This is a genomic window from Micromonospora sp. CA-263727 (assembly GCF_050942455.1).
GTDB lineage: Bacteria > Actinomycetota > Actinomycetes > Mycobacteriales > Micromonosporaceae > Micromonospora.
Map to the genome: position 1 here is coordinate 2,630,096 of NZ_CP192031.1, position 11,491 is coordinate 2,641,586.

The 11,491-nt window shown below is 71.0% G+C and carries 10 protein-coding genes and 1 pseudogene; 6 read left to right on the forward strand and 5 right to left on the reverse strand.

The window, feature by feature from the left end; genetic code table 11:
* Window positions 1-20 precede the first annotated feature (20 nt).
* Window positions 21-740: a hypothetical protein gene (locus tag ACQPYA_RS11910; RefSeq protein WP_433532663.1), complete on the reverse strand. Its 720-nt coding sequence runs from the start codon at window positions 738-740 to the stop codon at window positions 21-23.
* Between the two features lie 178 nt (window positions 741-918).
* Here ACQPYA_RS11910 and ACQPYA_RS11915 point away from each other — a divergent pair, with 178 nt between their 5' ends.
* Entirely contained in the window at window positions 919-1,731 is an 813-nt protein-coding gene (locus ACQPYA_RS11915) for an SDR family NAD(P)-dependent oxidoreductase (RefSeq protein ID WP_433532664.1), read from the forward strand.
* Window positions 1,732-1,970: 239 nt separating this feature from the next.
* Here the strand turns inward: ACQPYA_RS11915 and ACQPYA_RS11920 are convergent, their stop codons facing one another.
* Window positions 1,971-2,837 carry a hypothetical protein gene (locus ACQPYA_RS11920; RefSeq protein WP_433532665.1) on the reverse strand — a complete coding sequence of 289 codons (867 nt, stop codon included), beginning with the start codon at window positions 2,835-2,837 and terminating at the stop codon, window positions 1,971-1,973.
* A gap of 339 nt (window positions 2,838-3,176) precedes the next feature.
* Here ACQPYA_RS11920 and ACQPYA_RS11925 point away from each other — a divergent pair.
* Window positions 3,177-3,329: pseudogene (locus ACQPYA_RS11925) on the forward strand (IS982 family transposase); the annotation flags it as partial.
* 175 nt (window positions 3,330-3,504) lie between these two features.
* Window positions 3,505-4,344, forward strand: a complete 840-nt coding sequence (locus tag ACQPYA_RS11930; protein WP_433532666.1) for a lysostaphin resistance A-like protein — start codon at window positions 3,505-3,507, stop codon at window positions 4,342-4,344.
* A gap of 140 nt (window positions 4,345-4,484) precedes the next feature.
* On the opposite strand, the gene ACQPYA_RS11935 is transcribed toward ACQPYA_RS11930, so the two are convergent.
* Genes ACQPYA_RS11935 through ACQPYA_RS11945 form a run of 3 tightly spaced genes read right to left on the reverse strand, consistent with a single transcriptional unit; the run spans window position 4,485 to window position 7,866 of the window.
* Window positions 4,485-5,447: a glycosyltransferase gene (locus ACQPYA_RS11935; protein WP_433532667.1), complete on the reverse strand. Its 963-nt coding sequence runs from the start codon at window positions 5,445-5,447 to the stop codon at window positions 4,485-4,487.
* Window positions 5,448-5,479: 32 nt separating this feature from the next.
* Entirely contained in the window at window positions 5,480-6,562 is a 1,083-nt protein-coding gene (locus ACQPYA_RS11940) for a hypothetical protein (protein ID WP_433532668.1), read from the reverse strand.
* A complete protein-coding gene (locus tag ACQPYA_RS11945; RefSeq protein ID WP_433532669.1) occupies window positions 6,559-7,866 on the reverse strand; it encodes a glycosyltransferase family 4 protein in 1,308 nt (435 codons plus the stop codon). Before ACQPYA_RS11945 ends, ACQPYA_RS11940 begins: the two co-directional genes overlap by 4 nt.
* 355 nt (window positions 7,867-8,221) lie before the next feature.
* Between ACQPYA_RS11945 and ACQPYA_RS11950 the strand changes: the two genes are divergently transcribed.
* From ACQPYA_RS11950 to ACQPYA_RS11960, 3 genes are read left to right on the forward strand one after another with little or no spacing between them, the layout of a single operon-like run.
* The gene (locus ACQPYA_RS11950) at window positions 8,222-9,160 is read left to right on the forward strand and encodes a hypothetical protein (protein WP_433532670.1); all 939 of its coding nucleotides are present in this window, start codon (window positions 8,222-8,224) and stop codon (window positions 9,158-9,160) included.
* Window positions 9,157-10,551: an O-antigen ligase family protein gene (locus tag ACQPYA_RS11955; RefSeq protein WP_433532671.1), complete on the forward strand. Its 1,395-nt coding sequence runs from the start codon at window positions 9,157-9,159 to the stop codon at window positions 10,549-10,551. The genes ACQPYA_RS11950 and ACQPYA_RS11955 overlap by 4 nt, the downstream gene beginning before the upstream one ends.
* The gene (locus ACQPYA_RS11960) at window positions 10,548-11,390 is read left to right on the forward strand and encodes a glycosyltransferase (protein ID WP_433532672.1); all 843 of its coding nucleotides are present in this window, start codon (window positions 10,548-10,550) and stop codon (window positions 11,388-11,390) included. The genes ACQPYA_RS11955 and ACQPYA_RS11960 overlap by 4 nt, the downstream gene beginning before the upstream one ends.
* Window positions 11,391-11,491 lie beyond the last annotated feature (101 nt).

The following is an 11,491-nucleotide window of genomic DNA, read 5'->3' on the forward strand; positions in this document are numbered from 1 at the left end:
TCGGGGCCGGGGGCGCTGTCTTATTCGACCGGCTGCGGGACGGGCTGAAACGCGACGTCGGTCACGTCGGCGACCAGCTCGGTGAAGTCGGTGCCGTACGCGGCCGGCTCGATGATGCGCAGCACCAGCGCGAACGGTCGGTTGGCGCCGTAGGTGCGGGCGAGTTCGGGGTGGTGCCTGGCCAGGTAGCGGGCAGCGGCGAGGTTGCTGCCCGCTGTCAGGCCGCCGATGAAGAAGATCGGGCGTCCACCGACCGGGCCCCAGAACCGGGCGAGCAGGACGTAGCTGGTCTCCGGGCTGAAGACGTACTCGGTGCCGCCGACCATGAACGATCTCCGACGTTTCTCCTCGTCGAAGACCTCGTACGTCACGCCACGGAGGATCGCCCGTACGTGCGTGACGCTGCGCGGACTCGCACCGCCGGGACCGCCGACGCAGAACTCGGTCAGCCGGCCGATCTCCCCGGTCGGCTGGTCCTCGCCGACCCGGTCCGCGTGCGCGCCGCATTCCCGGGCGATGGTCGCCAGCTCCACCAGCGCGGCGACGTCGCGGCGGTGGACGCTGAATTCGCGCGGCGACGACGCGTGCCGGGACACCACCAGGAGGCAGCTCGCTCCGGCGGTCAGGCCGAAGAAGGCGCGTGCCCGGTTCAGCTTGCGGCGGCGTAACAGGAACCCCGCGAGCCAGACGGCCGTACCGGCGATGACACTTGCCAGCAGATTGATCAGAAGGTCACCCACGCCTTGATGATGTCCGATCCCGTCAGGCCGCGGTCAGCGGCGGGGTAGCACGCCCAGGAGGGCGCGGTCAGGGCCAGCTTCAGGGGTTCCTTCAGCTCCATGCGGAAGTGGGCCAGGTCGATGCTCGCGGCGACTGGGTCGCGGGGAGAATGGCGGCAAAGATTCTGGAGGAGTGGTGATGCGGCGATTCGAGGGCAAGGTCGCGCTCGTCACGGCGGCGGCACAGGGCATCGGGCAGGCCGTCGTACGGCGGGTCGCCGCCGAGGGCGCTGCGGTGGTCGTCACGGATTTACGGGAGGACTCGGCCGCAGCGCTTGCCGAGGAGATCGGCGCGGAGCAGGCGCTCGGGGTCAAGGTCGATGTCACCTCACGCGCCGACGTCGATGCCGCGGTCGCCGCAGCGGTCGGGCGGTTTGGCCGACTCGACCTGGTGGTGAACAACGCGGGCGGCTGCATCGTCGCCTCGATGCCCGAGGAAACCACCGCCGAGGACTGGCACCGTCAGCTCGACTTCACCCTCGTCAGCGCCGCCCGTTGCATTCAGGCGGCCATCCCGCACCTGGTGAGGACTCGCGGCAACGTCGTCACGATCAGCTCGGTGAACGGCATCGCGGCCTTCGGCAACGTGGAGTACGCCGCGGCGAAAGCCGGCCAGATCGCGATGTCGCAGAACTACGCCGCCCGGTACGGTCCGCTCGGCGTGCGCTTCAACGTAGTCGCCCCCGGCACCGTCCGGACACCGAATTGGGACTCCCAACCGGACGCGCTGGAGAAGCTCAAGCCGATGTACCCGCTCGGCCGCGTCGGCGAGCCAGAGGACATCGCCGCAGCGGTCGCCTTCCTTGGCTCCGACGACGCTGCATGGATCACCGGACACACCCTACCCGTGGAGGGTGGCGTGCTGACCGGCCCCGACCCGATCGACCTGAGCCCGCCTGACACGCTCTACACAACCGCGCGTCAATCCGCCGACGCCTCAACGCCGGCATGAACGCACGCGGTACGACGGCAGATCCGGTTGGCTGATCGCTCTCGCCGTGGAGATGCGTTGACTGTTCTAAATCGTGGCGTGCTCCGGCGAAAAGGGTGGGCTCCAGGCGTTCACCCAGCTGGACGCCACACTGATGAATGTCCAGGCTGGTGCAGCCAATCATCGAGAGATAGGAGCATGGCAAAGTGTTGCCCGTCGCCCAACCGTCGACCGTGACAGGCGTGCTTTCCGCGCGGACCTCAACCCCGTTCGAGGGCGATCGCGGCGGCCTCGTACCGATGGCGGACGTCGAGGATGTTTGCCAGTCCCGTGAGGTCGGTGCGACCGTGTCGGGCGGCTGCCTGGTCGATCGCGGCGCGTAGCTCGGCTGCGGCCTCGCGTTTGCGCAAGGAGTCGAGAACGTCGGCTGCGACCGTCCAGGTCTGCTCCAGTTCCCTCGACCAGTAGCGGCTCGTCGAACCGAGTTCGTCGATCCACAACAGGAGGGCCCGGCGGATCTCTTCGACGGCGAAGGTCCGCTCGCCGATATCGCGGGAGATGCGTGCCAGCCACACGATGGCCTGCGTCTCGCAGTCGACCATCGTCGGCTCACGCGTCCACGCCGCCTTGCGCAGCGCGGTCGCGGCGAGTCGTAGCTGCGCCGCCCACGCCTTGGAGTCGAGCTGCATCATGATCTCCATCGACCGTGGGATCATGGCCGCGGCCGGGACCAGCAGATCCCGATCGGCGGGGCCGACCCGTGACACGCCCTTGCCGGCGATCTGCGTGGCGATCGTCGCGGTGACACCGGCGATGTCCTCCAGACCATGATGGAGCGCGTACCCGGCCGGCTCGATCTCGACGGCGACGTGAAGCGAGCGTTGGGCGAAGTAGAACTGGGCGATCTGGCGTCGCAGGTGATGGCTGATCGCCGAGAGGTTGCGCAGGGTGATTCCTAGTGGGTTGAGGAACTGCGCGTCCCGGTTGGCAAGCTCCTCCGAGACGGGTAGCAGGTCGTCGACCCCGATCTGCAGAGCTTCGGCCATGTCGTTGCGGTTGACCGCGGCCAGGTACCGCGCCTTGATCCGGTCGGCTCTGTTGGCGAGTTTCTCGGTCCCCGAAGCCATGTACAGCACTCTATGCCGATGCGGTGGTGACCGCCGGTCAGCCGCTTCACGCACGTAGTCAGCGGATCACGCGGAGCCCGTTGGCCGACGGCCGAGTCGGCTTCCCGCAGCTGCGCCCGGCCGGACGGCCGACGGTCACAGTCCGTCCAGGAGCTGGCGGACCCGGTGGAACTGCTCGTCCCGGGCCGGGTAGTCGCGGGAGTAGATTCTGAGGGAGTTCTCGGCAAGCCGGCGGGCCTCCTGCCGGCCGCCAAGCCCCGTACACCCGTCGTGTTGGTACCAGAACCGAGGACGGTGCCAATGTCGACGAAGGATCGGCAGCCGGCGATTACCGTCTTGAGTCCAGTTGTACCGGCTGAGAAAGTCCTGCTCCGCGCCCGCCAGTGGATCGAGTCGATCGTCCGGACCCGGTAAGGGCAGCCATTTCTGGAACGGCACGGAGCCCGCCGGTACGACGGCCTGTTCGCCCGCGTCGGTCAACGCCTGCCAGCTTCGCCTGGTCATGGCAGGGCATCGCCCGGGTGCTGTGCCGGCGGCGTGCGGGGGTCGTCCTTGAGAGCTACTCCGGACGTCCTCTCACGGGTGACGCGCCGGACCGGACGTCCGTCTAAAGTCTGTCGGTGGGTCGGCGGACTGGGCGGGGCCGTTGTTTGACGGGAGGCATCGGTTGAGCGCGCTGTTGAGGCCGGAGTCGGAGGGCCGGGCCGGGCGGGCCGAACGCGCGCTGCGGCTGCCGTTCGTCTGGATGCTGCTGGGGGCTGCCGGTGTCGGGGCGGCCTCGATGTTGTCGCTTGGCGGGCCGATCCTCGGTCTGGTAGGTGCGGCCGTCGCGGTCGCCGTCTATCGGGTGGTGATGCGCCGCGTCGCACGGCGGGACACGCCTGAGCTCGCCGGCCGGCATGCCGTACCCCAGCTGCTGCTCGGCGCAGCGTTCGGTGTCTTCTTCATCGGTGTGTCGGTCCTGGCGTTGTTGACCGAGTTCTTGTTCAGCCGGGCGGAGGGCAACCCGGTGTCGATCGTGGCGAGCATGGCGGCGGTCTCTTTGGGCGCGGCGGTCACCGAGGAACTGCTGTTCCGGGGTCTGCTCCTGCAGGCGATAGAGCGGATGGCGGGCAGTTGGGTGGCGCTGGGGAGCACCGCGCTGCTGTTCGGGCTGTTGCATCTGGCCAATCCGGCCGCGACGCTGTGGAGTTCGCTCGCCATCGCCGTCGAAGCCGGTGTTCTGCTAGGGGCGGCGTTCTTGTGGCGACGTAACATCTGGTTCGTGGTCGGGCTGCACTTCGCCTGGAACACCGCGGTGGGGCTGCTCGGCATCCCGGTGTCGGGCCATGCGGCCGACGGTCTGCTGGTCACCCGGCCGACCGGGCCCACGCTGCTGACCGGCGGTGATTTCGGGCTGGAGGCGTCGGTCGTACCGGTCGTCGTGGGCCTGCTGATCGCGATCCCGATGCTCGTCGCGGCCGGCCGACGCGGCCGCCTGGCTCCGCTGGGCCGTACCCGCAGCTGAAGTCTGAACTCCCTCGGGTTGCGGTGCCGGATTGCTGGTGTTCCGGGCCATCGGGTGGCTCGGTGGCGCGCTACCGCCGCGTTTCTCCGGGCTTCCACAGCCGCGCCGCGAGCCGGCCGGGTCGGCCCGAATCTGGCGCTCTACCCGGTGACGCCGGCCGTGGCCGGGCGGTCGGTGGGCGGGCCGGGCACCTCGCGCAGCGTGGCCGGGCGGAGCAGGGCGGTGGCCGCCGCCCGGCTGGTCGGGCTGCCGAGGGCGGCCCGGCTGAGTTCGCGCAGCAGGATCGCCGCCCAGTACCCGGTGGTGGCCAGCCGTCCGTGCCGGCGTCGGTAGAGGCGCACCTTGTTGAGGGTCAGCAGCCGCCACAGCCAGGGCGCCGCCCGCGAGTCACCACCGATGTGGGTGGCCCGGGCGGCCGGGGCCACCCGGGTGGAAAAACCGGCGTCGCGGGCCCGCAGGGCGAAGTCGGTCTCCTCGGAGTAGAGGAAGAACGACTCGTCCCACGGCGCGCACGCCGCCCAGCACCGTTCGCCGATGAGCATAGCGGAGCCGACGGCCCAGTCCGACGACGATTCCCGCTGGTAGCTGGCCGGGTCGGTGACCACCTCGCCGAGCAGCGGGAACCGGCCGGCCCGTTCGGCGCCGAGGAACGCGTCACCGAGCGCGCGCAGCACGGTGGGCTCCCGCCGCAGGGTGTGCTCGGGGCTGCCGTCGGCCATGGTCACCACCGGCACCACGATGCCGTCGCCGGCCCGGTGCAGCAGGTCGAGCAGGTGCCGGCCGCAGCCCGGCGCGAGCCGGATGTCCGGGTTGAGGACGAGGACCGCGGTGAACGGGGCCGCGGCGGCGATGGCCGCGTTGATGCCGGCCGAGTAGCCGGCGTTGCGGCCGGTCTCCACCACGCGCGCCTCGGGCATCAGCCGCCGGACGGTCTCCGCGGTGCCGTCCGTCGAGGCGTTGTCGGCCACCGTGAGGTGCCAGCGCAGGCCGGCGAGCCCGGGGCCGAGCGAGTCCAGCAGGCCCGGCAGGACGGCGGCGCTGTGGTAGGTGACGACGATGACGGCGACGACGTCGCCGGATCCGGCTACCGGGTCGGTGGTCACGGAGGGTGCGCTCCTCGGGCGGGTTCGGCGGGTCAGGCGGGCACCGCAGGGCTGCGGTAGGTCCGGAAGATGTCGGCGAGATCGGCGCGCAGGCCGTCGGGGTGGTACTGCGAGCGGATCCGTTCGGCGGCCGCCTGCCCCGCCGACACCAGGGCCGCCGGATCCTCCTCGTAGCGGCGCAGCGCCTGCTCGACGGCGACGGCGTAGCCCAGCAGGTCGCCCTCGGCCACCGGCGTGCAGTACCGGGGGTCGAAGAAGTCGCGCCCGCCGAGGCCGGTGAAGCCGACGACGTAGGCGCCGCTGGCCATCGCCTCGGCCGGTGGCAGGCCGAAGCCCTCGCGCTCGCTGAAGCTGAGGAAGACCGCGCAACCGCGCAGCGCCTCGGCGGTCTGCGCCTCGGTCAGCCCGTCGATCGGCACGAGTTCCCAGCCGGCGAGCGCGCCGCGGGCCCGCAGGATGTGCAGCAGTTGCTCCTGCTCGTCGGCGCGGCGGCGGGGCATGTGGCCGATCCGGCGGCCGGCCGGGCGGGCCGGCGGGTGGAAGAGCTGCTCGTCGACCACCACCCGGGCCAGGCGTACGTCGAGGCCCGGGAAGGTGTGGCGGAGCAGCGCGACATTGTCCTCGGAGACCGTGACCAGCGCCTCGATGCCGGGGCAGTCCCGGTACGGTGCGCCGGCCGCGGTGTCGCCGTACGGCAGCTCGGTGAAGGTGTGGTAGGCGTTCTGGTTGAAGACCAGCTTCCGGGCCGGCGCGGGCAGCCGGCGCAGCGCCGGACCGTAGTACTCGGGCACCACCAGCAGGTCGGCCGGGCCGAGCGTGACGTCGGCGGCGGCGGTTACCCGGGTGTCGTTGCCGAACCAGTCGACCCGGAAACCCGGCCGGGAGTGCAGCACCGTGGCGGGAATCCCCGACTCGTTGAGCAGGTCCACGTGGCGGTAGAGGTTGCGGATGCCGCCGCTGGGCTTGTTGTCGTCCGGGCTGAGGTAGTGGACGACCCCCGATCCGCGGCGGTTCGGGTCGTAGCGCAGCGGTGGGGGAGTGCGTCGGCGTAGTTCCCGGGCGTGACCGAGACGCCCGAGCCAGTCCCGCCCGGCCCGGGTCGCGGTACCGATCATGACGGGTGCTCGGAGGAGGCGGCCGGCTCGGTCCGGTCGATGGGCGGCGCGGGCACGGCGTCGCCGGGCAGCGGGGCCACCCGCCGCCAGACACCGAGGTACGCGGCGGCCTGGTGCTCCCAGGCCAGCATGGAGGTGAACCGTTCCCGGGCGATCGCCCGCATGGTCGCCAGCTGCCGCTCGTCGTCGAGCAGCCCGTCCAGTGCCTTGGCGAACTCGTCCGCGCTGCCGGTGGCGACGTACCGCCCGGCCTCACCGGCGGTGCGCTGGGTCTCCAGCAGGTCGACCGCGACCACCGGCAGGCCGCGCGCCATGTATTCCACCGTTTTGGCCATTGTGGACAGATTGGTCATGTCGCTGAAGATGTCCGGCTGGATGCCGAGGGTGGCGCTGCGCAGCAACTCGTCGACCTCGGGCGCCTGGAGCCAGCCGGTGAACCGGACGACGTCGCCGAGCCCGCGCTCGTCGACCATGGCCCGCAGCGTGGGCAGACACTCACCGTCACCGGCGATGACCATCTCCCAACCGTCGCGTCCGCGCAGGGCGGCGAGCCGGTCGGCGGCCAGGACGGCGCGGTCGACGTGGTCCTGCTCGTTGATCACCCCGACGTACACGATCCGCCTGTCGGCGTCGGGGGCGGCGTCGGTCGGGGCGGCGATCTCGCTGGCGGCGGGCCCGTTGCGGACCACGGTCACCCGCTCGGGGGCGCAGCCGCCGCGGGTCAGCGCGATCTGCCGGTACGACTCGTTGGTGGAGAGCACCTCGGTGGCGCACCGCATGGAGAGCCGCTCGAACCAGGTGAGCAGTCGGGTGACGGCGGGTCGCGGAGCAGGGGTCTTGCAGGCGTACAGCTCCGGGCTGAGGTCGTGGTGGTCGAAGATCCAGCCCCGGCCGGTGGCCCGCATGGCCAGGGCCAGCGGCCAGAAGACGTCCGGCGGGTTGCAGACCTGCGCCGCCACCACCCGGTGCCGGACCACCAGCACGGCGAGGTGCCAGGCGACCCAGAGGAACGCCCAGGCGAACTCCGCGGCGAAGGAGACGATGCCGCGGCCGGCGAAGGGCTGGCGGAACGAACGGATCGCGGTGTCCCGGCTGCCCGGCAGGAGACGGAGTCGCTTCTCGCCGCGCGGGCAGATCACGGTGACGCGGTAGCCGGCGCCCTCCAGGGCGAGGCACTCCCGGATCACCCGCCGGTCCCGTTCGACCGGCAGGTTGACCACGGCGATGGCGACGTGCGGCCGTCGCGCCGTCCGGTTGGCGGTGTTTTCCGCGTGCTTGTCCGCCCGCGGCCGTGCTGCTGCCATGGATGCCCCCTCCGGCGGCCGGTCGGCCGCCGCCCCGGCGAGACCGGTCAGGCCGTCACCGTGGGTAGGCGGCGGGACCGGTGCTCGCCCCGTCACCATCGTGGAATCGAGTCCTCAGAACATCCCCCGTTGGTACTGTGCCGTCTGTCAACCCGGCGACTGATTGATCAGTAAGTTGGAAAATGTGATCTTCGCCCCAGATACAAGTTTCGTCCGGGTGTTCGCTCTTTCTTGCCAAGGCATTGCTGGCGCGGTGACACTTGTGCGGGCCCCGTAGCATCGAGTCATCGGCTGGTCCCGGCGTACCGTGTGCGGTGCGTCTCATTTCTCACCTGAACCTCAGCAAGGGGATGTAGTGGACCTCTGGGACATGACCAAGCTGCTCTTCCGGCGCTGGTATATCTCCCTGCCGCTCCTGCTGGCGGTTCTCGTGCTTGTCGGGGTCGCGAGTCAGGTCGTCAAGCCGGACTACAGCGCCAAAGCCCACATCCAGCTGATCCCGCCGCAGGTGGTCACCGGAGCGGACGGCCGGCAGAAGCCGATCAAGAACCAGTGGTTCGACCTCGGCTACGTGGCGCTGGGCAACGCCGCCATGATCGACGTGACGCGTCAGTCAGTGCTCAAGCAGATGGTGGACGAGGGGCTGACCGACAACGTCACCGTCACGATGGACCGGGTACCACTCTTCGAGATCGAGGCGGTGGGTGACTCTCCGGAGCAGGCCACCGCCAGCGCCGAGCGGATGCTCACCCTGATCACGGAGGCGGTCGCCGAGCGGCAGACCTCGCTGCGGGTGGCGGAGAGTGACATGATCACTACGCTCGCGCTCGACGACGGCAGCGAGGTCGAGGTCCAGCACTCCAAGGTGATGCGGGTGATGGTCGTCGCGCTCGGCGCCGGACTGCTGCTCACCGCGGGAGTGACCGTCGCCGTGGACGCGCTGCTGCGCCGCCGGGCGCGCCGCCGGGCCGGGACCGGTGCCACGGCGGCGAGCCCGGAGGCGTCCGCCGGCCAGCCCGCCGTCGCGCGCCCGCCGGCCAAGCCCTTCGACGGTGAGGCCACCCAGGTGGTCAGCGCGCCGGGCCGGGCGCCCAGCCCGACGGCCGCCGGCGCGGCCGTACCGCGGGTGGTTCGACAGCCGACCGGCAGCGGGTCCGGGCCGCAGCCGGGCCCCCGCATCGACGCCGAGTCGCGCCGCCCCTCGCCGACGCCGCCGGACGCCGACGCGACCGTCGTGCTGCCCGTCTCGCACTCCGCCAACTGGCCGCGCGGGAGCAGGGCCGACCGGCAGTGAGCGCGCCCGCGCCCGCGCCCGCGTACCACCCGGTCGATCTGGAACCGTCGCTCCTGACGCAGGGCACGTACAACATCCGTCGCACCCGCTCCCGGCTGGACGTCTCGGTGCTGCTCGGCATCACCATCGTGCTGCTCTACGTCCTGCCGGGCACCCTGATCGTGCCCAATCTGACCTACGCCGGCCGCCCGGCGCTGCTCGTGGCGTTGCTGCTCTTCGCGTGGTGGTGCCTGGCCCGCCTCAACCCGACGCTGCTGCTGGTCGGGCCACAGCCGATCCGCTGGGTGCTCTGCTTCTACCTCGTCGCCCACCTCCTGTCGTACCTGGCCGGGCTGATGCGCGGGCTGCCCACCCAGGAGGCGAACGCGCAGGACTTCGCGACGTTGCAACTGCTCCAGTTCCTGGGCGTCGCGCTCATCGCCGCCGACGGGATCCGCAACTGGGACCGGCTCAACCGGGTGCTCCAGGTGGCCGTCTGGTGCACCGGCTTCATGGCGATCGTCGGCATCGTTCAGGCGGTCTTCAAGTACGACGTCTCGGCGCACCTGGTGATCCCCGGCCTGGAGGTCAAGGGCGGCCTGGCCGGCTTCGGGCAGCGCGGGGACGAGGGCCAGTTCCGGGTGGCCGGGACGACCGTGCACTACATCGAGTACAGCGCGGTCATGGCGATGATGGTGCCGTTCGGCATCCACGTGGCCCGGTTCGCGCCGCGCAAGGGCCAGCGGCGACTGGCCGCGGTGTGCGCGATGCTCGCGGCGGTGGCGAACCCGATGTCGATCTCCCGGACCGGCATCGTGGCGCTCGCGCTCGCCCTGGTCATCATGGTGCCGATCTGGTCGTGGCGGCTGCGGTACACGTTCCTGTTCCTGGGCGCCGGGGCCGTGATGGCGATCATGCTGCTCAAGCCGGGTGTGCTGGGCACGATCAAGTCGATGTTCATGAACGTGGGGGTCGACCCGAGCATCGAGGGACGGACGAACGACTACGAGCTGGTGGGGCACTTCTTCGACCAGCGGCCCTGGCTGGGACGCGGGCCCCGGACGCTGCTCGACCACCCGGTGCACGACACCATCCTCGACAACCAGTGGCTCTACACCCTGGTGACCGGCGGCATCGTCGGCGTGTTCGCACTGCTCGCGGTGCACGTGGTCAGCATCGTGCTGGCCGTGATCGCGTTCCGCCGGGCCACCCGGGAGGCGGACCGGCACCTCTGCATGGCCCTCGTCTCCGCCCAGGTGGTCGCCGTGGTGGTCGGCGGCACCTTCGACTCGCTGTACTACACGACCTTCGCGATCAGCCTGGCCCTCTTCGTGGGCCTCTGCGGCGCGGTGTGGCGGTTGACCCATCCCGCCCGCATCATCCGTACCTCCAGCGTCCGGGGGCTAGATTGACCAGCATCGTCATCGCCGCGCACAACGAGGCCGCCGTCCTCGACCGTTGCCTCGACAGCGTGCTGCGCAACGCCGCCGTCAAAGACCCGACGCAGGTGGTCGTCGTGCCGAACGGCTGCACGGACGACACCGCCGCGGTGGCCCGGCGTCGGGGCGTCACCGTGGTCGAGCTGGCCGAGCCCGGCAAGTCCGCGGCCCTCAACGCCGGGGACGCCGCCGCGACCGGCTTTCCCCGCATCTACCTCGACGCCGACGTGCTCCTCGACGAGGGCGGCATCGACGCGCTGGTCCGGGAGCTGGCGCGGGTGGGCGCGCTGGCCGCGGTGCCGGTGCGACGGATGGAGCTGACCGGCCGCTCGCTGGCGGTACGCGCCTACTACGCCATCCACTCCCGGTTGCCCGCCGTGGTCGGTGGCCTCTACGGCCGGGGCGTGATCGCCCTCTCCGGGCCGGGGCGGGCGAGGTTCGGCCGGTTTCCCGACGAGACCGCCGACGATCTCTTCCTCGACTCGCTCTTCACCGAGCGGGAACGGCTGCTCGTCACGTCGACGGCGGTGCGGGTGGCGGCGCCGATGCGCGCCGGTGACCTCATCCGTCGCCTGGTCCGGGTCCGCGCCGGCAACACCGCCCTGCGCGACACGCTGCCCGGGGTCCGCCGTTCGCACAAAAGCTCCTGGCTGACCGATGTCGTGCTGCGCGCCCCCTGGTTGTCCCCGGCCGCCGTCTGCTACGTCGCGATCACCCTCCTGGCGGCGCGGCGTGCCCGTCGCGCGCGGCGAACGGGTCAGATCGCCTGGGCCCATGACGGTTCGAGCCGGGCCGCTGGTGGAAAAGCCTGACCGGTCGTACCGGAGAAGTGCCCGATGTCGCAGGACACCTGGTGGCGGCAGGGCGTTAGGCTGCGCCGCAACTGATGCGTAACAACAGTGCCGGCCATGAC

What these genes read in the sequence shown, in the direction of transcription:
- ACQPYA_RS11915 (WP_433532664.1), top strand. Translation starts at nt 919, where the DNA reads ATGCGGCGATTCGAGGGCAAGGTCGCGCTCGTCACGGCGGCGGCACAG.
- ACQPYA_RS11920 (WP_433532665.1), bottom strand. Translation starts at nt 2,837, where the DNA reads ATGGCTTCGGGGACCGAGAAACTCGCCAACAGAGCCGACCGGATCAAG.
- ACQPYA_RS11940 (WP_433532668.1), bottom strand. Translation starts at nt 6,562, where the DNA reads ATGATCGGTACCGCGACCCGGGCCGGGCGGGACTGGCTCGGGCGTCTC.
- ACQPYA_RS11945 (WP_433532669.1), bottom strand. Translation starts at nt 7,866, where the DNA reads ATGGCAGCAGCACGGCCGCGGGCGGACAAGCACGCGGAAAACACCGCC.